The 19,470-nt window shown below is 62.8% G+C and carries 16 protein-coding genes; 8 read left to right on the top strand and 8 right to left on the bottom strand.

All coding sequences use genetic code 11. The features are described 5' to 3' along the window. Positions 1–167: 167 nt before the first annotated feature. Positions 168–533, bottom strand: a complete 366-nt coding sequence (locus ACZ9A3_RS03445; protein WP_093386246.1) for a 5-carboxymethyl-2-hydroxymuconate Delta-isomerase — start codon at positions 531–533, stop codon at positions 168–170. Positions 534–653: 120 nt separating this feature from the next. Between ACZ9A3_RS03445 and ACZ9A3_RS03440 the strand changes: the two genes are divergently transcribed. After that, a complete protein-coding gene (locus ACZ9A3_RS03440) occupies positions 654–878 on the top strand; it encodes an HP1242/YdcH family protein (RefSeq protein ID WP_093386251.1) in 225 nt (74 codons plus the stop codon). Between the two features lie 92 nt (positions 879–970). Here ACZ9A3_RS03440 and ACZ9A3_RS03435 read toward each other — a convergent pair whose 3' ends face one another. After that, a complete protein-coding gene (locus tag ACZ9A3_RS03435) occupies positions 971–1,774 on the bottom strand; it encodes a phytanoyl-CoA dioxygenase family protein (RefSeq protein WP_093386256.1) in 804 nt (267 codons plus the stop codon). A gap of 203 nt (positions 1,775–1,977) precedes the next feature. Between ACZ9A3_RS03435 and ACZ9A3_RS03430 the strand changes: the two genes are divergently transcribed. After that, complete coding sequence (locus tag ACZ9A3_RS03430) at positions 1,978–3,375, top strand: amino acid permease (protein WP_476252143.1); 1,398 nt, start codon at positions 1,978–1,980, stop codon at positions 3,373–3,375. Here the strand turns inward: ACZ9A3_RS03430 and ACZ9A3_RS03425 are convergent, their stop codons facing one another. The 6 genes from ACZ9A3_RS03425 to ACZ9A3_RS03400 form a co-directional block, all read right to left on the bottom strand. Continuing rightward, positions 3,376–4,272 carry a LysR substrate-binding domain-containing protein gene (locus ACZ9A3_RS03425; RefSeq protein ID WP_476252142.1) on the bottom strand — a complete coding sequence of 299 codons (897 nt, stop codon included), beginning with the start codon at positions 4,270–4,272 and terminating at the stop codon, positions 3,376–3,378. Positions 4,273–4,313: 41 nt separating this feature from the next. After that, on the bottom strand, positions 4,314–4,970 hold the full coding sequence (locus tag ACZ9A3_RS03420; protein ID WP_476252141.1) for a DUF1266 domain-containing protein: 657 nt from the start codon (positions 4,968–4,970) through the stop codon (positions 4,314–4,316). 10 nt (positions 4,971–4,980) lie between these two features. Further along, positions 4,981–6,195: a hypothetical protein gene (locus tag ACZ9A3_RS03415; RefSeq protein WP_476252140.1), complete on the bottom strand. Its 1,215-nt coding sequence runs from the start codon at positions 6,193–6,195 to the stop codon at positions 4,981–4,983. Further along, a complete protein-coding gene (locus ACZ9A3_RS03410; protein WP_476252139.1) occupies positions 6,186–8,513 on the bottom strand; it encodes a hypothetical protein in 2,328 nt (775 codons plus the stop codon). The genes ACZ9A3_RS03415 and ACZ9A3_RS03410 overlap by 10 nt, the downstream gene beginning before the upstream one ends. 198 nt (positions 8,514–8,711) lie before the next feature. Beyond that, entirely contained in the window at positions 8,712–9,035 is a 324-nt protein-coding gene (locus ACZ9A3_RS03405) for a chemotaxis protein CheY (protein WP_476252138.1), read from the bottom strand. Between the two features lie 198 nt (positions 9,036–9,233). Then, a complete protein-coding gene (locus tag ACZ9A3_RS03400) occupies positions 9,234–9,611 on the bottom strand; it encodes a type 2 periplasmic-binding domain-containing protein (protein WP_093386285.1) in 378 nt (125 codons plus the stop codon). Positions 9,612–9,821: 210 nt separating this feature from the next. On the opposite strand from ACZ9A3_RS03400, the gene ACZ9A3_RS03395 reads away from it, so the two are divergent. The 6 genes from ACZ9A3_RS03395 to ACZ9A3_RS03370 all read left to right on the top strand — a co-directional run bounded on the left by ACZ9A3_RS03395 (position 9,822) and on the right by ACZ9A3_RS03370 (position 19,458). Further along, complete coding sequence (locus tag ACZ9A3_RS03395) at positions 9,822–12,650, top strand: ATP-binding protein (RefSeq protein WP_213602151.1); 2,829 nt, start codon at positions 9,822–9,824, stop codon at positions 12,648–12,650. Beyond that, positions 12,637–13,830 carry a response regulator cyclic di-GMP phosphodiesterase PvrR gene (gene pvrR / locus ACZ9A3_RS03390; protein ID WP_045193498.1) on the top strand — a complete coding sequence of 398 codons (1,194 nt, stop codon included), beginning with the start codon at positions 12,637–12,639 and terminating at the stop codon, positions 13,828–13,830. Before ACZ9A3_RS03395 ends, pvrR begins: the two co-directional genes overlap by 14 nt. A gap of 80 nt (positions 13,831–13,910) precedes the next feature. Then, on the top strand, positions 13,911–17,141 hold the full coding sequence (locus ACZ9A3_RS03385) for a hybrid sensor histidine kinase/response regulator (RefSeq protein WP_476252137.1): 3,231 nt from the start codon (positions 13,911–13,913) through the stop codon (positions 17,139–17,141). Positions 17,142–17,212: 71 nt separating this feature from the next. Further along, positions 17,213–17,860 carry a response regulator gene (locus ACZ9A3_RS03380; protein ID WP_123565844.1) on the top strand — a complete coding sequence of 216 codons (648 nt, stop codon included), beginning with the start codon at positions 17,213–17,215 and terminating at the stop codon, positions 17,858–17,860. Positions 17,861–18,030: 170 nt separating this feature from the next. Beyond that, positions 18,031–18,627 carry a fimbrial protein gene (locus tag ACZ9A3_RS03375; RefSeq protein WP_093387664.1) on the top strand — a complete coding sequence of 199 codons (597 nt, stop codon included), beginning with the start codon at positions 18,031–18,033 and terminating at the stop codon, positions 18,625–18,627. Between the two features lie 87 nt (positions 18,628–18,714). Continuing rightward, positions 18,715–19,458: a fimbrial biogenesis chaperone gene (locus ACZ9A3_RS03370; RefSeq protein WP_195885873.1), complete on the top strand. Its 744-nt coding sequence runs from the start codon at positions 18,715–18,717 to the stop codon at positions 19,456–19,458. Positions 19,459–19,470: the final 12 nt, after the last annotated feature.

Here is a 19,470-nt window from a genome sequence, read left to right as displayed (position 1 = left end):
TGGTTCGCTTATTTAAACGTCGGGAACAGTGCCGTTGCGGCACTACCTGGAAACAGCCCGAACTTTAAGTAGCCAGTCATCAATTTTTTGTGAAAAAGACGCCAACAAATAGTCGCTTGGCGTCTATTTAAGTATTACGTTCAGCGTGTGTTCAGGCACCAGCCTGTTTACCCCGGCAGGTGCACTTTTGAATAGGAATCGCGATCAATATCAATTACCTCGACGCACAGCTGGATGTCCAGCTCCGGCGTGCCTGGCACGGCCTCCTTGAGCACCTCCAGCAGGCTCGCCGACAGCTGGCGTTTGATCTCGGCCGAACGGCCGCTGAGGATCGCCAGCTTGATGTGGGCGAACGCACGCTCTACCGGCGCCACGCCCACGCGAAAACTGCCCAGGGCCACGGCGCGGCTCTTGATGTCCAGCTCTTCGGCAAACTGGCCACTACCGACCAGGGCGTGGTTAAGGCGCAGCAACAGGCGGTCGACCTCGAGGTTTTTCAGGTTGTCGCTGTATTCCACATGAAGATGAGGCATTGCACGGAGTCCTGGGCAGGGCAAATGTTGCAACAGACTACCCCAGCCGCGAAACCCGGCAAAGCCGACTATCCTCTAAGTTCATGACTTCCACCCCACAAACCCCGGAGAGGTGAAAAGATGTCGGTCAAGCACGATTTGTACGCAGACGTGGGTCTGACCCCTGAGCAGTTCCTCGAGAAGCAACAGAGCAATCCACGGCTGAGTCAGTTGCATGAAGCGTACAACCGCAAAGACGCCGAAGTCGTCGCTGCCGAGAACAGTAGCGCCGCCGATGACACCGTCACCCGGCTACGCAAGGAACGCCTGAAGATCAAGGACGAGATCGTCGCCCATCTTAAGTAACCCGCAATACCTGTGGGAGCGGGCTTGACCCGCGATAGCGATCTACCTGCCACATCGCATCGCCAGGCAAGCTCGCTCCTGCCAGCCCCCCCTTAAGACCGCGCCCACACCACCGGAAACCAGTCCTCGCGCATGCGATCGCCGCTCTTCAGATCAATCCCCGGAAACGGCGGTGAGGTCCGGCCGGGCCGCTGGATATAGCGCACGTCATCACCCATGAAGCGCGTCGAGAAGGCTCGGCGGCGGTTGCTGCCGTTGTTGCCGGCGGCGCCATGCACGGTACGAAAATCGAACACCACCGCATCACCTGGCTCAAGCTCCGGCGAAAGAATCTGATACTCGCCGTTCTCCACGTCCGGCATGTCCATGAACAGGCTTTCACCGGAGCCGGCATCGGTGGCGCCATAGAAATCCTTGTTGCTGGCCCAGCTCTTAGGCCGAACCGGCTTGGGCCAGCGATGGGAGCCGAGGACCACGCTCAGGGTGTTGTGGCGGGTGACCGGGTCCAGCGGTATCCAGTAGCTGGCGGTTTGCAGGCCGTCGACGCAGTAGTACGGCAGGTCCTGGTGCCAGGGCGTGGGCTTGGAGGTACCCGGCTCCTTGACCAGGATGTGTTCATGGAACACCTGCACTTGCCGCGACTGCATCAGCGCCCCGGCAAGCGCCGCAGCGGGCGAGTTGAGCACGAAGTCCTTGAATGCCGGGATGCGTTGCCAGTTGCAGTAATCCTCGAAGAAGCGCCCGCCTTCGCCACTGCCGACGTTCTCGATGGCAAAGGCGCTGGGCGCGGCCAGGTTCTGTTCAAAACCTTCGCGCAGCGGTTCGATCCAGTCGCGGAACACGCCACGCAAGACCACTGCACCGTCACGCTGGAACTGTTCGATATCGGCATTCATCGCAGACCACCTCTCTTGTTGTAATGACAAAAGTATTGGGCGCCCGCGCGCAGCCGGTAAACCACAGATTACCTATGCGCCACTATAGGCAATCTGTATGGCGCGACGGTTGTCAGCCCGCCGCCTTTGGCCGGTTAATGGCCCTGCCTGTGTCCTACGGCGCCTTGCTATCCAAGAATAAGAACAACGAGGAGTTACCTGGGATGAACGAAAACAGCACCGCCTTGCGGCGCGGTCTGAGTACCCGCCACATTCGCTTCATGGCGCTCGGTTCTGCCATCGGCACCGGGCTTTTCTATGGCTCTGCAGCGGCCATCAAACTGGCCGGCCCTTCGGTGTTGCTCGCCTACCTGATCGGTGGCGCGGCGATCTACATGATGATGCGCGCCCTCGGCGAGATGGCCGTGCGCAACCCGGTGTCCGGCTCCTTCGGGCAATACGCCAGCCAGTACCTGGGGCGCTTTGCCGGTTTTCTCACCGGCTGGAGCTACGCCTTCTCGATGCTGGTGGTGTGCCTGGCGGATGTCACCGCCTTCGGCGTTTACATGAGCTTCTGGTTCCCCGACACGCCGCGCTGGATCTGGGTGCTGGGCATCGTCTTCTTCATCGGCGCGCTGAACCTGTGCAGCGTGCGGGTGTTTGGCGAACTGGAGTTCTGGCTGTCGCTGCTGAAAGTCACCGCCATCGTCTCGATGATCCTTGCCGGCGCCGCCGTGCTGATGTTCGGCATCCAGCTGGGCGGCGCCGGCGAGCCCCTGGCGGCGGTGAGCAACCTGTGGAGCCATGGCGGCTTCTTCCCCAACGGCGTAGGCGGCATGATCGCCTCGTTCACCGTGGTGATGTTCGCCTTCGGCGGCGTCGAGATGATCGGCATCACCGCCGGCGAAGCCAAGGACCCGCAGCGGGTGATTCCCCGGGCGATCAACTCGGTACCGCTGCGCATCCTGCTGTTCTACGTGTTCACCCTGTTGGTGCTGATGTCGATCTACCCCTGGTCGAAGATCGGCAGCGAAGGTAGCCCCTTCGTGCAGATTTTCAGCGGCCTGGGCATTGGCTCGGCGGCGACGCTGCTGAACATCGTGGTGATTTCGGCGGCGGTGTCGGCGATCAACAGCGACATCTTCAGCGCCGGGCGGATGATGTACGGCATGGCCCACAACGGCCAGGCACCGGCCAGCTTCGCCCAGCTGTCGCGCTTCGGTGTGCCGTGGATGACCGTGGTGGTGATGGCCGTGGCCCTGCTGCTGGGGGTGGTGCTCAACTACCTGGCGCCGGACAACCTGTTCCTGATCCTCGCGGCGGTGGTGACCTTTTCGATCGTCTGGGTGTGGCTGATGATCCTGCTGTCGCAGATCGTCATGCGCCGCGGCATGAGCACCGACGAGGTGGCAAGGCTGCACTTCCCGGTGCCGTTCTGGCCGGTCGGCCCGGCCTGCGCGGTGGTGTTCATGCTGTTCATCTTCGGCGTGCTGGCCTGGTTCCCCGACACGCGCATGGCCCTGTACGTGGGCATCGGCTGGCTGGCCCTGCTGTCACTGGGCTACTGGCTGTTCGTCGCCCGCCAACCGCAGGTCAGGTTGGCCGGTTCGCCGGGTAACTGATCAGGTCGCCAGCTGCTCGCTGGCCCAGTCGAGGAAGGCCTGCGCCGCCGGTGACGGGCGCATGGCACTGGACTGGGCCAGCACCACCGGCTGCGGGCTGACCGTTTCCAGCAGGGGCCGGCAGGCCAGCGGCTGGCCGTCGTAGCTGCAATCGGCCACCGGCCGGGTGCAAGACAGCGCCACGCCATAGCCATGGGCGACCAGCCCGCGCTGCATCTCGAAAGTCTGGGTCAGTTGCAGGCTGGCCGGTTGCAGGTCATGGGCCCAGAACAGCGAAAGAAAGTATTCGCGGGTCCGGGCGATGTCTTCAAGGATCAGGCATTCAGTGGCCAGGTCCACCAGCGATACCCGCTCCTGCAACGCCAGCGGGTGGTCGGCCGGCAGCAGAGCGTAAGGCGTCAGCTGCGCCAGCACGCGCTTTTCGATCGGCGCATCGAGCCCCACGTCATAGGTCAGCGCCAGCTCCGCCTTGCCATCGGCAAGGCGCCGGTTGACCTCGGCCAGATCGGCCTCGAACAAGGTGATGGTGACCTCCGGATGGCGCCGGCGAAAGCCGCTCAGCAAGCGCGGCGCGTAATAGGGCCCCAGGTCCTGGAAGCAGATCAGGCTTAGGCTCCCGCGCACCACGTGTTGCTGCTCGCCCTTGCCGCAGATGGCCGAGGCCAGGTTGAGCATGTCGCGCGCCTGTTCGAGCAGCTTGCGCCCGGCCGGGGTCAGCTCCAGGCCACGGCTGACCTGGCGATGAAAGAGCTTCTCGCCAAGGCTCGCCTCCAGCTGCGACAGCGCCAGCGACACCGACGGCTGGGAAATATGCTTGGTGCGCGCCGCTGCGCTGACACTGCCCTGCTCGGCGGCGGCGACGAAATACTCCAACTGGCGAAAGGTGAAGCCGATCATCGCAATGCCCCTCTGGGATGCTGGAACCAACAGTCGCGCAGTTACCTCGCCAGCGCCGGGCTCAACGCCGCGGGCGTATGCCAGGGGATATCGGCCCAGGCACCGCTGCCAGGGGCCAGCAACTGGCGCAGATGCTGCTCGTGGAACGCTTCGCCCAGCGAGTCGACGCGAAACGCCGCGACCCACTGCTCGCGCCCCAGTTTATAGGCTTTGCCGAAATCTTCCCAACTGTCGAAACAGTCCTGCGCCCGCTGCGCATTGAGCAGCAGCACACGCCAGGCAAGGTCAGGCTCGAGCCAGCGCATCAGCAGCGCACAACGGGCCACAAACGCCACCCGCGCACAGGCAAAGGCCATGGCCGCACGCGGCTCATCGCTGGCCGTCAGCGCCTGCAGGTCGAGGCTGTACCATTGCTGTTCGAGGCTCGTGCTGAAGTGCGCACGCACGGCCTCGTCATCGCAGTTGCTGCGAACCCCGGCCTGGTGCAGCAACGCTGCCCGCACGATCTTCTGCGCTTGCTCGTTGAAGTGATCGCAGGCCGGCGAGTAGAAGCCCTCGACGCCCATCGCATCGGCCATGGGCCTGGCCAGCAACAGCGACCAGTGCTTGCGCTGGCTGAACAACGGCGCGGTGCCGCGCGGTCGCAATGCCCGCCACAACAACCAGGCTGAAACAACAGCCGCGATCAGTAAAAACATGCGTTTCTCCTTACCTTGCCCGGGCCTGCCAGGCCTGGATTTCCTCACCCTCGGCCGGCGTCATGTCCGGCCATGGCACGCCTTCGGTCTGGTACAGCGGATCATTGAGCTGACGCTCAGCGCGCTTGCTGACGATATGCCGGGTGGCGTACTTGACCGACACCGCTTGCGGGCCAGCCTGCAAGAACTGCTGCGGCTGACGCCCGGCCACCAGCCACTCGACCATGGCCGAAGGCGCTTCGAGGCGCTCGTACAGCTGCGGATAGCGCGCCACCAGGCGGGTCTGCGCGGTCGGGTCGCTGACCTCTTCGATGCGCAGCCAACCGGCCTCGGTGCGTACGATGCCGATGGCGATGCAGTCGGCGGGCGTCTGCTGGTCGGTGCCCAGGGCATTCAGGCACTGCAGCAAGTCCTGGTAATAACGCTCGACCGGCGGCCGGTTCTGCTTGCCCTTGACCTGCTCGACGGTCAAGGTGCCGTCGGCCTGAACGATCAGGCTGATGGTGACGTGTGGCTGGCCCTGGCCGTCGCGAAAACTCAACACGCGCATGCGCCGCTGCTCCACCGCTTCGGCATAGCGCTCGCCGTAGCCGCCGGTGAGGGCGCGGCGATCGGCGAACTGGCCCAGGCAGTGGCGCATCACGTAGCTTTCAAAGGCCATCTCGGCGCGCAGCAAAGGGCTCTCGGGGCGCAGCTCCTGCAGTACGTGCTCAGCAGTGGTCACCCGCGAGAGCAAGGCCTCGGGCTGGCTCTGGCGCCAGCCCTGCTCGACCCGCGCGGCCATCTGCGCATGCTCCTTGTGCCACAGCGCCAGCGCCTGCGGGCAGTTGATGCGATCGAGCTTGCCAGCCAGCGCGGTGCCCTGGCGCGAGGTCAGGAACTCCACCAGCAAGGCCTCCTCGGCCAGCAGTGGCGCCTGCTGCGGATCGATCCAGACCAGCGGCGCCTGCTGCGACTGTTTGCCGGCGTCGCCCAAGTGCCTGGCCACCCACGCCGGCGGTTCGGCCCCCAGCGCCTCGACCGCCTGCTCCAGGGTCAGGATCGGCCGCGCCGGCTCGAAGTTGCCGACCAGGTGCCGGTAGAAATGGTTGAGCAACCATTTGCCCACCTCTGGCGCATCACCACGGGCCTTGCTGCGCTCGGCAATGGCGCGCTTGAGTTGATCGGCATTGAGTGCGTTGCGCGGGGCGTAACCGGACTGTCGCAGCTCCGGTGTCACTTCCATATCTGCCACCAGGCCTTGCCAGCCGGTTTTTCAACGGCCTGCAGCTCGGCGATGCTCTGGCTGAAGATTTCATTGTTGCTCTGGTCGATAGCGTTGTCCGGATCACTGCGCAGGATCGAGCGCTGGTAGTAGGCGATGGCCTCTTCCTTGCGCCCCAGGCCCTTGAGCACATCGCCGGAGCAGCCCAGCAGGCTGGCGATGTCACCTTCGTTGACATAGGGCGCGTAGCGCAGCCACAGGCTGGTGGCGGCCTCCGGCAGGTTGTACGACAGGTACGTGGCCACTTTTATCCGCGCGAACAGTTGCGAGATTTCCAGGTCCTTGTCGGCGACTCCTTGCTCTTGCTGCCAGTTGAGCACGCGCTCAAGCCAGATCAGGATTTCGCGTTCGCGGTCCAGGCGGTACAGGGCCCGGCTGACTTCGAACAGGTACTCTTCGGGGTCGTGGCGGCTGTAGCCATAGTCGGCAGCAAAGTGCCAGAGCTGTTCGGCGGCTTCGGCGATGCCCGCGTCATCCCCCAGCTCAATGCGGTTTTGCAGGGTGCCATGATAGTGTTCTGCGAACGGACTGGCGGCAATGCCACGGGCATGCAGCTCCAGGGCCTGCTCATACATGCGCAGGTCGTTGTAGCAGCGGTAGTTGATCGCCAGGTTGTTGCAGAGCATCGAGTACATGTGCACACAGGCATCGTAACGATGCCCGCGACCGGTGGCGAAGCATTGCTCCATGCGAGCCTGGCCGCGTTCGTAGGCCAGCTTTTGTACTTCGCGCAACAACGACCAGGCCTGATCTGCTTCCTCGCTCGAGAGCTTCTCGACTTCCACCTCGACCAGGTCGTCGATGTTGCAAGCGAAACTGTAATAGTTCATGCCACCAGCCATTGTCAGCAGCGGTTGGCGCAAGGCATCGACAATGCCGAACACACTGGCATGGGCGCTGAACAGGCTGTAGGCGCTGCGGTGGTCTTGCATATTGCCGGCCGAAACGGCCTCGCGCAGCATCGTAAGTTCAGTGTTGGCGTCAATGCGCCCGGCCTGGCGTTCACGCACTGCCAGCAGGCGGTTGATCCAGGGGTGGTTCGGCGCGCGGCGGCGGGCTTCTTCCAGGGCCTGGGCGAAAACGTTATCGAGCTGCTCAAGGTCATCGCGGGCAGCATACAGCGCATCGAGCAGCGGGCCCATGGACGGCGTCGACTCGTCGCGCCATGGCAGCCCGGAAACAAACCGCTCCAAGACCTTTTGATCATCACAGGCGCGCATCACGCACAGCGGCCACCATGGCGACTGATCCTCGGCATCGAGCAGACGATCGTGTACCCAGTAGGCAGTGCCCGGCCACATCTGGCTGCGAACGCCATAGACTTCCATGAATGCACGCTGCCCGGCGTCGTCGATCTGACCGTTTTCAAGCAACCAGGGCAAGTGGAATTCGACAAAGTTGTCACTGCCGCTGGAGTCCAGTTCCAGGGTCGCCACTTCACAGATTTTCAAGGCGCCGGGCAGGTCGCCCTGGGCCTTCAATGAGCGCGCCGCCAGGCGCGCCAGGCGCACTTCCCACTCGCGGCGCTGGGGCAGCGACAGCTCGGCGATCAACTGCACTACAGGTTGCTCGAACATCGCCAGGCGCAGCGGCACGATTTCGATCAGCGCATCGCCCAGCCACAGCCAGTCGTTGCCGTCGACGTCCTGGTCAGCAGCGGCGGTGCGCAACGCGGTAATTGCCGCCAGCGCCGCTTCGCGAGCCTCTTCGTCACGTTCGTGGGCAGCCAGCACCCGCGCCCGGCGCCGATGCTGGTCGGCATCGTCCCAGGCCCGCAAGGCATGGCGGCCGGGGTTGATCAACGCCAGGGTGTGACGCACCTCGATGGCCTTGAGGGCGACGTCGAGGGTGGTGTGCTGCAGATCGTCAAAAATGCGGTAGCGCCGGTACTGTTCGATATCGAACGCCAGCGACTCGTTGCTCAGTTGCTGCAGGGCGTCGAGGGCCAGCAGCAGGCCTTGCTCGTCTTTGAGGTAGTTGCACAGGCGCAGCTGGTAGATCAGCAGGTTGACCTTGAGTTCGTTGCGCGCCTCTTCTGGCGTCGCCTCGATCAGCGCCTGGCCGTCGTCGGCCAGCACCGCCCTGGAGGCGTCGGCGTCTCCGGCGTTGACCCACAGCACGTGCAGACGGTCAATCGATTCCAGCGAGGCTGCCTTGAGCGGCTGGGCGCGCAGCAGGCCCAGCACGTGGTCGTCACCGTGTTCCTGATGTTCGACCTCTAGACGGTCGATGAATTGATCCAGCTGGATTCCGGACAGCACGGTGCTATTCTGCGTCATTGTGAACTCCATTTGCGAATGACTGTGCATCGCCCGATGCGCCCTGCGCCGGCGCCCTTGAACGGGCCAACGGGTACTCGTGTACGTCGGCCCTGGACAGGCAACGATGACGAAAGGGATCGGGCAATACAGCGAGGTGCTGCACGCTACCAGTTGGCGTTTGAAAATCCAAGCGGGTGCAGGGGGTGGGCGCGCTGATTAAAGCGCAAACAGCGGATCGACACTGTGCAGGCAGCGCTTGATCGAGTCGAGGTCCGGTGCCGGCGACAGGCACAGTTGAATCCTGGCATTGACCGGCACCGAGACCCGCGAGCAATCGGCACGTTGCCCTTCATAGATCAGCGCATGGCGGATGCGCGGGTTGTCGTGGCAGAACTTCAACAGGTTGAACTGCCGGGAAGGCACCAGCACCGTGTTGACGATCAACAGGTCGAAGGGTGTGCCCTGCGCCCGGGTCGCGGCTTGCAACGCTTGAAAGCTACTCAAGTGGGCAACGCGGCTGTACCCCAGGCGGTTGAGCATGATTTCTATCTTGCTTCGCTGATCCTGCTGCCGATCAGCGATCACTATGCGCAATGCTATGTTTGACATTCGGTAAACCTGACAGATGGGCTCCGCGAGTCTTTATAAACGCTGCGACTCGCTGAAGTACTGGCAAGGTTACCGTTGGTCGTGTGCAGAGACTCTAAGACAATTCTCAAACGCCCTTACGCCCAAGCCTTAAGGCGTGGTCAGGGTAATAAGGTAGGCGCCGGAACTCAGGGCCTTGCCGGAAGCATCCAGCAGCGCGTACTGCTGGTTGTAGTAACGCCCGGCCGTGCCGCTGTCGGCCACCAGCCTGACGTTGACCGGCGCATGGTCGGGCGTAGTGACCGAAGCCTGCGGGACGACCTGCTGCAGCTCGATGCGGGTACCCCGGGCCTGGGCCGGGCAATCGCTGAGGTTCAAGGCACCGGCCCGGGCCGAAGGCGTGCACGGCGACTCGACGATGCTGCCGGTGAAATTGATCACGCCCTGGGCAACCGGCGTGGCGGCCATGCAGGCCCCGTTCAGACCCAACAGCAACCCTGCAGCGATAGCAACATATTTACTCTTCATGCCGACACTCCTGCGAAAACGGTTGATACCTTGAGTGTCGGCCAGGCGGCGCAATGTTTAAGGATTGTCTGATAGGCATTGTTGCGCTTTGCCAAGCAGGTCGCAGAACCGGACAAATAAGCGCCCGCTGGCTGGTCAACGCCTGCGCCAGGGCCTATGTTTAAGGATTGTCTGATGTCTGCAGCATTCGCGACTCACTAGAGTCGGCGAATGAGATTAAAAAGCTACCTGCTGCAAATCAGCCCGCTTCTTTCCAGCCCCGAAGCCGCCCGCCGCTTGCTGCGGTTGTTCGCCGTGGTTTTGCTGATCGGCATCTTCAGCGGCGTGTACAACTTCCTGTTGTTCACCTTCAACAACGACATCTCCCAGCGTCGCGGCTACATGAGCAGCGCGATCGCCGAGGCGCACACCTTCTTCACCAACCGCGAGGCCTTGCTCGAGAGCCTGAGCCTGTCGGCGGTGCGCAAGTCGAAACAGGCAAGGTCCCTGGTCTACCTGCCATCGAGCGAAGAAGTGCACCTGCAACTGGGCAGCACCAGCGACAACCGCTGGAGCATCTGGCTGACCCAGCGCATGCGCGATTACATGAAGGACAAGCAGGTCAGCCTGCTGTATGTCGACACCGGGCCGAACGCGCAGGTCAGGCGCCTGTACAACTCCGCCCCCGGGGTGCCGGGGTTTTCGCCGCGCATGCTTGAGCAGCTACAGGCGCTCAAGGACAACAGCCCCTACCCCGCCGCCGAACTGTGGCTGACCGACCAGACCGAGCAGCGCTCGTACCTGTACATCTTCATTCGCCTGGATGAGCGCGACGCCGAGTCGGGCTGGCTGGGCCTGGAAATGGACAGCCGCGAGGTGTCGGCGGCGCTCAACGACCAGAGCGCCGGCGAGTTCATGATGCTCAACTCCGAAGGCATGCTGGTGTTCACCAACAGCCACGATGCGCACCTTGGGCAGATGCTGCTCAACTCCCAGGGGGAAAACTTCTTCGGTTTTGTCGGCGACGGCTGGATCCCCGACCACCTGGTGATCCGCAAGCACCTGAAGTCCTCGGACTGGCAACTGGTGTACTCGATCGACCTGCTGGCGGTGCTGGCCGGGTTGTGGAAGCAGTTGGTCGGCTCGCTGCTGTTCTGCCTGTTCACCGTGACCCTGATCCTGCTGCTGATGCGCCGCATCGAGCATCGCTTCATAGCACCGGCGATCAACCGCATCCAGGCCCTGATCGAAAGCGAGGCGTTCAGCCGCGATGTGATCCAGACCGCACCGGTGGCCTTGTGCGTACTGCGCCGCACCGACGGCAAGGTGGTGCTGGAAAACACCCTGGCGCAACAATGGCTGGGCGACGGCCTGGAGCGCGATGTGCTGTGCGCCGGCTGGATCAACCAGGCCTTCGCCAGCCAGCAAGCCGAGCGCAGCGACTACTTCGCCACCGCCGATGGCCGCCACCTGTACCTGAGCAGCGCGCCGACCCGCTACAACGGCGAAGACGTGCTGTTCTGCGCCTTCAGCGACATCAGTGCGCGCAAGCAGGTTGAAGCGGCGCTGGAAGAAGCGCGGCAATCGGCCGATGCCGCCAACGAGGCCAAGACGCTGTTTCTGGCGACCATGAGCCACGAGATCCGCACCCCGCTGTACGGTGTGCTGGGTACCCTGGAACTGCTGGCGCGCACCCAGCTCGATGCCCAGCAGCGCGATTACCTGCACGCGATCGAAGGCTCGTCAGCGACCCTGTTGCAGTTGATCTGCGACGTGCTGGATGTGTCGAAGATCGAAGCCGGGCAACTGGCCCTGGAGCTGAGCGAGTTCTCGCCCGCGGAGCTGGTCCACGAGGTCATCCAGGGCTACAGCGCCGCGGCCCAGGGCAAGAACCTGCAGTTGTACGCCTGCTTCGATCCGCAACTGCCGGAGCGGCTGATTGGCGACGTGACGCGGATCCGCCAGATCCTCAACAACCTGCTGAGCAATGCGGTCAAGTTCACCGACAGCGGCCGGGTGGTGTTGCGGGTCAAGCTGATCAACCGCGATGGCGAGCGTTCAAGCCTGATGTGGCAGGTGTCGGACACCGGCAAGGGCATCGCCGAGGAAGACCACCCGTACATTTTCGAGCCGTTCTACCAGACTGAAGGCAACACCAACGTAGTGGCCGGCACCGGCCTGGGCCTGCCGATCTGCCAGCGCCTGACCCAGTTGATGAACGGCCAGTTGCGCATGGTCAGCGAACTGGGCCTGGGCAGCAGTTTTACCCTGACCCTGCCACTGGAAGAAGCCTCGGCCAGCAGCGACCTGCCGGCCCAGGGCAACCTGTTGCCCGAGACCATCTACGTAGTCTCGCCGATTCGCGAGCTGGCGCAGTCGATCAGCGGCTGGCTACGCCGCTGGGGCGCCCGGGCCCAGGTCGGGCGGCCAACGCCGGCGGATGCCGCCAGCGGCCACCTGCTGCTCGAGCTGCACCCCGGCAGCGCCGAGCAAGCGCTGGTGGCCGACTGGAGCGGGCCGCTGATCCTGGCTAGCGCCCATGGCTGCTGCGAGCCGCAACTTGAAGACGGCCGCTGGCAGGTCAACCTCAACCACCTCAGTGCTCTTTACCAGGCCGTCCGCCAGGCCCAGGGGCTGTGGATCGCCCGTACCGATGACCCGCAAAAACGCGAAATGCAGAAACTCGAGCTGCACATCCTGGTGGCCGAAGACAACATCATCAACCAGTTGATCCTGCGTGATCAGCTCGAAGAGCTCGGCTGCACCGTCGAGTTGGCGGGGGACGGTATCGAGGCCCTGCAATTGTGGAAAAGCGGGCACTTCGACGTGGTCCTGACCGATGTGAACATGCCCAAACTCAATGGCTACGAACTGGCCAGAGAACTGCGCCGCCAAGGCTGCTCGATCCCGATCATCGGAGCGACGGCCAATGCCATGCGCGGCGAAGCCGAACTATGCCTTGCAGCCGGAATGAATCATTGCCTGGTCAAGCCTTTCGCGCTGCGGGCCTTGTTCAACTATCTGGCGCCTTATCAAGAGACCTCTCATGAAGCCCTATAACATCTTGATCGTCGAGGACCACCCGTTCCAGCACATGTACTTGCAGCACCTGTTCAGCGAACTGGGCGATTTCCATTTCGAAGCGGCCCAGGACGGCAAGGAAGCGCTGGAACACCTGCAGCGGCGTGACTTCGACCTGGTGCTGACCGACCTGCTGATGCCCGGCATGGACGGCGTGCAGTTCATCCAGGGCCTGGCCAGGCTGCGCAGCAAACCGGACCTGGCAATCATGAGCGCCGCCTCCAAGCGCATGCTCATGGCTGCAAGCCTGGTGGCCAAAAACCTTGGCGTCGAAGTGATCGGCCTGCTCTCCAAGCCGGTCAAGCCCGATGCCCTGCGCAACCTCACCGATCAGCTCAACGGCAAGAACCGCAGCGCGCCGCCGGTGCCGCCGGCGGTGGCGCAGTTCGACTACCAGGCGCTTATCCATGGGCTGAGCAACGGCCAGTTCCAGGCCTGGTTCCAGCCGAAAAAATCCCTCAGCAATGGCCGCATCGTTGCCGCTGAAGCCCTGGTGCGCTGGATGCACCCGGAGCAAGGCGTGCTGCTGCCCGGCGCGTTCCTGCCGGCGTTCAAGACCTTCGAGCTGGAGGAGCGCCTGCTGTGGCTGATGCTCAAGCAGGCGATCCATGCCCAGGCGCGCTGGCGCCAGCAGGGGTATGACATTCCGGTATCGATCAACCTGCCGACCCACCTGCTCAACAGCCATGACCTGGCCGACCGCTTGCTGGAGTTCGTCCTGCACCACCAGGGCATCCCCGGCAAGATCTGCTTCGAGCTGATGGAGTGCTCGGTGCCCCAGGACATCAGTAACTTTTACGCCGGCGCCTGCCGCTTGCGCATCAAAGGCTTCGGCCTGTCCCAGGATGACTTCGGCAAGGGCTACAGCTCGTACATGAACCTGGTCTCGACGCCGTTCACCGAGCTCAAGATCGACCGTGCCCTGGTCCAGGGCTGCCATGAAAACGAAAGCATGACCTCGGCGCTGACCAGCATCGTCGCCCTGGGCCGCAAGCTAGGGTTAACGGTGGTCGCCGAAGGGGTCGAGACGCCCCAGGAGCTTGCCCTGTTGCGCAAGATCGACTGCAACCAGGCCCAGGGCTTTCTGATTTCCCACGCGGTATCGTCCGAGCAGTTTCAGCAATTGCTCACCAATGACGGGCCGGCCACCTTCTATTGAGTGGCCCCAGCGCCCTTGAATTGCCAGCAGAGGTACACTCCATCCAGCCACCACCCTTACTGATACTGCGGAAGCTCCTGATGAAGCACGACAACGCCCTGCTGGAAAAACTCACCCGCAGTTCGTTGCGTCTGAACAAAGGGATGATGGTGTTGCTTGGCCTGGCTTTGCTGTTGGTCGGCACCAGCTACTGGTCGTTTCAGCGCCTGATCGAAGAGCAGCACGACACCGTGCGCTTTCACTTTGCCCGGCTGATGGAAAACATCCGCGAGCAGGAAGTGTTCTTGCGCAGCCTGGCCCAGCGCAGCCATCAGGGCGAGTTGCTCAAGGACGAGAATGCCCAGGTGCGCTTGCTCAAAGCCTTGCCGGAAGAAGGCCCGAATATTTACCAGGGCCAGGAGTTTTCCTACTCCATGCCCTTCAGCGCCAAAATCGACCCAGAGAAAATCGCCGCCAGCGAACACGCCAAGATCTTCTCCCTTGGCGTGCACCTGGCGACCTTTTACAGCACGTTCTGGTCGACCTCGCACTACCAGTCGCCGCATGTGTTCCTGTTCAACCAGCACGGCAACTTCGACATCACCGTGCCGGCCGCAGGCCATGCAGGGGCCAAGACCGTACCGCACAACGAAAGCTTCATCGACATGATCCGCAGCGTGATCGATCGTCTGCCGCGCGACCATCAGTTGCTGCGCGAAGGTGAAGTCTGCTGGCAACACTATGGCCCAAGCGCCGCCAGCCCGGGCCCGGCGCGCATGCTGGCGTACATCGGCATCCAGCTGGCCGCGGACGAAATCCACATCAAGGGCGCCGACACCCGGGTGATGATCGCCAGCATCCTCGATTTGTCCCAGGCCAATGACTACGAACGCACCATGGAATGGTCGATCTATGACCACTTCACCCTGGTGGCGCCTTCCGGCCAGGTGCTGATTGGCGCGTTGTGGCCAGAATCGCCGCTGCATGAGGGGATCAACTTCAAGCCCGAAGGCCTGGTGTTCAAGCTGGTCAACCACAATGGCCCGGCGTGGACGGCAGTCTATGCCCTCAACTACCGCAGCTTCTTTCGCTATGCCCTGTGGCCGCTGAGCAGCCTTGGCGCCGCGCTGCTCGCGCTGGTCACCATGGGCTGGGGTGCCAACCGCTGGTACCGCCGCCAGGTGATCCTGCCGGCGCGCCAGGCGCATGCCAGCATCGCCGAAAGCGAAGCCTTCAGCCGCGTGGTAATCGATACCGCGCCCACCGGCCTGTGCGTGGTGCGCCGCGCCGACAACCAGGTGCTGGTGGAAAACCAGCGGGCCCAGCAGTCGCCGGGCAGCGCCAAGCTGATCAGCGCCCTGGAGCGGCGCACCGACCAGGGCGAGACGGGTGAGACCTACCTGGAAATCGACGGCCGGCACCTGCAGGTGGGGTTTGTCTCGACCCGCTACCAGGGCCAGGATGTGCGCCTGTATGCCTTCAACGACGTCACCCGGCATATTGAAGATGCCACGGCCCTGGAAGAAGCGCGGCGCGCCGCCGATGCCGCCAACGAAGCCAAGACCCTGTTCCTGGCGACCATGAGCCATGAAATCCGCACCCCGCTGTACGGCGTGCTCGGCACCCTCGAACTGCTCGGCCTGACTCGCCTGGAGCCGCGCCAGCAGGAATACCTGCAGACCATCCAGCGCTCGTCGGCTACTTTGTTCCAGCTGATCAGCGACGTGCTCGACGTGTCGAAGATCGAGTCCGGGCAGATGGCGATCGAGTCCATCGAGTTCTGCCCCCTGGACCTGATCGAAGACACCCTGCACACCTATGCCGCCTTCGCCCAGCGCAAGGGCCTGCAGCTCTATGCCTGCACCGACGCCGCGCTGCCCGAGCGCCTGCTCGGCGACCCGATGCGCATTCGGCAGATCCTCAACAACCTGTTGAGCAATGCCATCAAATTCACCGACACCGGGCGCGTGGTCCTGCGCACCCGGGTGCTGGCGCGAGAAGATGACAAGGTCAACCTGGAGTGGCAGGTCACCGACACCGGCATCGGCATATCCACGGCGCAGCAGGCCAAGCTGTTCGAGCTGTTCTACCAGGTGCAGGACGCCTGCAGCGAAGGTGGCGCAGGCCTGGGCCTGCCGATCTGCTGGTGGCTTAGCGAAATGATGGGTGGGCAACTGAAAGTGGTCAGCGAACCGGGGCTGGGCAGCAGTTTTGCCCTGCGCATGAGCTTGCCGGTGCTGGCAGGCCAAACCCTAAGCAGCGCACCAGTTGCAGCCGCGTCGATTCCGGTTTACGTGCGCGCCCCGGTACAGGAGCTGGCGCAATCGCTGGTCGACTGGCTTGTCCGCCTCGGCGTACACGCCGCCCTGGCCCCCCAGCCACTGGAAGCCAAGCATGCGCCGGCGGTACTGGTCGATGCCTTGCCGGCGACCAACGCCCCAGCCTGGCCGGGGCCACGGGTGCTGTGCACGGCCGGTGGGCGCAACCCGCCGGAATACACCGGGCAGGGCTGGAATGTCGACCTTCACAACCTGCGCGCCATCGCCGACGCGGTGGGCATGGCCCGCCTGGGCGCGCCGCAGGCATCGCAGCAGGCCGCGCAACAGCAGGCCGACAACCTGCAACTGCGCATCCTGGTGGCCGAAGACAACCCGATCAACCAGGCGATCATCAAGGAACAGCTCGAGGCCCTGGGCTGCACCGCGGTGGTCGCCAGCAACGGCGAACAGGCCCTGCACCTGTGGCAGCCCGAGGTCTTTGACCTGGTGCTGACCGACGTCAACATGCCGGTCATGAACGGCTATGAGCTGGCCCGCACCCTGCGCGAGCATGACCCGCAACTGCCGATCATCGGCGTCACTGCCAACGCCATGCGCGAAGAGGGCATGCGCTGCATCGCCGTCGGCATGAACGCCTGGATCGTCAAGCCGCTGAGCCTGCAGACCCTGCGCGGCCACCTGCTCAAGCTCTGCCGCCCGGCCTTGCAGAATGCAGCAACGCGGGTCGAGCCAGACACCCTCACCGCCCCCGCCGCCGCCCCGGCCACCGATAGACTGCAGCTTTCAGAGCGGATGCGCCCGCTGTTCATCACCACCATGCGCGATGACCTGCAACTGATCCGCTGCGCGCTGGAGCAAAGTGACGCTAGAATCGTCGCCCAAAGGCTGCACAGCATCGCCGGCGCCCTCGGCGCGGTACAGGCCAGCGACCTGGCCGAGCACTGTACGGCGCTTGAGTGCCGCCTGGCAGGCGGGACAATCGATGCTTCCCTGCGCCTTGAAGTGCAGCAGATACTGAGCCGGCTTGCCGCTGTTGTGGATGCGCTCGAGTAACAACAATCAGGCTTACCTGCGGCCGTATGGACACCCCCTAACCTTCTATACCGGTACTACGGACAGCCACTATGGACAAACTCAAAGTCATCATCGCGGACGATCACCCGATCGTGCTTCTCGGCGTGCGCGAACTGGTAGAACGTGACGAACGTTTTTGCGTGGTCGGCGAAGCCGTGTGCTCAAAAGGCCTGATCGAGCTGCTCGAACAGCAACCGGTGGACCTGGTGATCACCGACTACAACATGCCGGCCGATTCGCCCTATGGCGACGGCCTGAAACTGGTCGATTACCTGAAGCGGCACTTTCCGCATTTGCAGGTGTTGATCCTGACGATGATCTCCAACCACCTGATTCTCACCCGCCTGCATGAGCTGGGCGTGGTCGGGGTGATCCAGAAGAGCCAGTTGCACACCGAAATCCAGTTGGCGCTCAAGGCCGTGGCCCAGCAAAGCCAGTACCGCAGCCTGGAGCCTGCAAAAACCTCGGTCATCGAAACCACCGCGGCGATCGAGGACCGGTTTGCCACACTGTCACCCAAAGAGTTTGAAATACTGCGACTGTTTGTCGCCGGTAAAAGTGTCAGTGATATTGCCCGCAGCCAGAACCGAAGTGCCAAGACCATCAGCGCGCAAAAGATTTCGGCCATGCGCAAACTTGATGTTAATAGCGACCAGGACTTACTGGCTTATTGCCTGGAGCGCAGTATCTTTAACTAAGTTTCCGGGCAACAAGGTCAGGAACCGATAAAGACTTTGTTGCCAGAACGCCCGCCCCACTTGGGCTCAGACCTTATAAGAATCGTCTGATGTTCGGCAAACACCCCCCGTTCTATTGTGTATTGGCATTTTCATGCAGCACTTTCCAACCAATACAAATGGACATCACCATGAAGAAGTTCTCCCTGGCCCTTATCACTCTGTCCGTACTTGCAGCGTCCGGCGCTGCCCTGGCAGCAGAAACGACGCCTGTTCAAGGTGGCAGCGGCAAGATCACCTTCACCGGCGTGATCAACAACGACGCCTGCTCGGTTGACGGCGCCAACGCTGATCGCGTGATCTCCGTGGACATGGGCACTGTATCGATCAAGGACATGGGCACCGCTGAAAGCCCGTCCTCGGGCCGTGTCACCGGTAAAGACTTCAACCTCAACGTCAACTGCAACCTGGGCACCAAAGTCTCGATGATCTTTGACGCCGCCAGCGGCGGTTCGGGCCTGGTCACCGGCAAGAAAGTCCTGGCCCTGACCAAAGGCACCGGCACTGCAGCCAACGTCGGTATCGCCCTGCTCGACAGCAACGGCGCGCTGATCGACCTGAGCTCGAAAACCACCGCCATGATCCAGAGCGACATGCACGGTACCGGCGCTGCCGGTGGCGACGCGATCCTCAACTTCTCCGCCGCCTACGTCACCACTGGCGCAGCGGGCACTGCCACCGCCGGTCGCGGTGACGCCACCCTGCCGTTCATCCTGCAATACGAATAAGTCGTAGCGCCTGAACTGCTTTGTGCGAGGCCGCCCGGCCTCGCCATTGGCCCTGAAGCAAAACCCCTGAATCAAACGGTACAGACCATGTTGCGTCGTTCTATTCCCGCATGCCTGGGGCTGCTCGGCATGCTCATGGCCGGCCAGGCCATGGCCAGTATTTCGCTGAGTGCCACGCGGATTGTCTTTGATGGCAACCACAAGGAAGCCAACGTCACCGTGCGCAATGGCAACCAGGACGTGCTGATTCAATCCTGGGTCGACGACAGCGATGCCCAGCGCAGCGTGCCCTTTGCCGTAACCCCGCCACTGGCACGGGTGTTCGCCCGTGAACAGCAGTTGCTGCGAGTGCTGTACGAAGGTGCCGGGATGCCTGCGGACAAAGAGTCGGTGGTCTGGCTCAACGTCCAGGAAATCCCTCAGGCCGCCGCCGCCGCCAACACCCTGCAACTGGCCGTGCGCCAGCGCATCAAGATTTTCTTCCGCCCCGCAGGCTTGCCTGGCAATGCCCTTATGGCGCCGACCGAACTGCAATGGCAACTGCTGCGCCACAGCGGCAAGACCCTGCTGCAGGTCAATAACCCGAGCCTTTATCACGTCTCGATGGCGGATATAAAACTTGAGGCGGGCAAACTTAGCGAACTGGCAGCGGACTCAACCATGGTCGCGCCGGGTGAAGTAAAGACATTTCCGGTTAAAACCCTGGGTAGCGATAACAACGTGCGCCTGAGTTTTTCCAGCATCAATGATTACGGTGCGCAAAACCAATACACCACGACACTGTCCAGCGGCCAGGCAAGTACCGCTGCCCAAGCGCCGGGCAAACAATAACGGTTAATGCCC

This window comes from Pseudomonas sp. TE4620 (genome assembly GCF_056279045.1).
The sequence above is the reverse complement of the archived record's forward strand: the minus strand, read 5'-3'. Positions and strand labels throughout refer to the sequence as shown.

What these genes read in the sequence shown, in the direction of transcription:
- ACZ9A3_RS03445 (WP_093386246.1), bottom strand. Translation starts at nt 533, where the DNA reads ATGCCTCATCTTCATGTGGAATACAGCGACAACCTGAAAAACCTCGAG.
- ACZ9A3_RS03440 (WP_093386251.1), top strand. Translation starts at nt 654, where the DNA reads ATGTCGGTCAAGCACGATTTGTACGCAGACGTGGGTCTGACCCCTGAG.
- ACZ9A3_RS03435 (WP_093386256.1), bottom strand. Translation starts at nt 1,774, where the DNA reads ATGAATGCCGATATCGAACAGTTCCAGCGTGACGGTGCAGTGGTCTTG.
- ACZ9A3_RS03430 (WP_476252143.1), top strand. Translation starts at nt 1,978, where the DNA reads ATGAACGAAAACAGCACCGCCTTGCGGCGCGGTCTGAGTACCCGCCAC.
- ACZ9A3_RS03425 (WP_476252142.1), bottom strand. Translation starts at nt 4,272, where the DNA reads ATGATCGGCTTCACCTTTCGCCAGTTGGAGTATTTCGTCGCCGCCGCC.
- ACZ9A3_RS03420 (WP_476252141.1), bottom strand. Translation starts at nt 4,970, where the DNA reads ATGTTTTTACTGATCGCGGCTGTTGTTTCAGCCTGGTTGTTGTGGCGG.
- ACZ9A3_RS03415 (WP_476252140.1), bottom strand. Translation starts at nt 6,195, where the DNA reads ATGGAAGTGACACCGGAGCTGCGACAGTCCGGTTACGCCCCGCGCAAC.
- ACZ9A3_RS03410 (WP_476252139.1), bottom strand. Translation starts at nt 8,513, where the DNA reads ATGACGCAGAATAGCACCGTGCTGTCCGGAATCCAGCTGGATCAATTC.
- ACZ9A3_RS03405 (WP_476252138.1), bottom strand. Translation starts at nt 9,035, where the DNA reads ATGCTCAACCGCCTGGGGTACAGCCGCGTTGCCCACTTGAGTAGCTTT.
- ACZ9A3_RS03400 (WP_093386285.1), bottom strand. Translation starts at nt 9,611, where the DNA reads ATGAAGAGTAAATATGTTGCTATCGCTGCAGGGTTGCTGTTGGGTCTG.
- ACZ9A3_RS03395 (WP_213602151.1), top strand. Translation starts at nt 9,822, where the DNA reads ATGAGATTAAAAAGCTACCTGCTGCAAATCAGCCCGCTTCTTTCCAGC.
- pvrR (WP_045193498.1), top strand. Translation starts at nt 12,637, where the DNA reads ATGAAGCCCTATAACATCTTGATCGTCGAGGACCACCCGTTCCAGCAC.
- ACZ9A3_RS03385 (WP_476252137.1), top strand. Translation starts at nt 13,911, where the DNA reads ATGAAGCACGACAACGCCCTGCTGGAAAAACTCACCCGCAGTTCGTTG.
- ACZ9A3_RS03380 (WP_123565844.1), top strand. Translation starts at nt 17,213, where the DNA reads ATGGACAAACTCAAAGTCATCATCGCGGACGATCACCCGATCGTGCTT.
- ACZ9A3_RS03375 (WP_093387664.1), top strand. Translation starts at nt 18,031, where the DNA reads ATGAAGAAGTTCTCCCTGGCCCTTATCACTCTGTCCGTACTTGCAGCG.
- ACZ9A3_RS03370 (WP_195885873.1), top strand. Translation starts at nt 18,715, where the DNA reads ATGTTGCGTCGTTCTATTCCCGCATGCCTGGGGCTGCTCGGCATGCTC.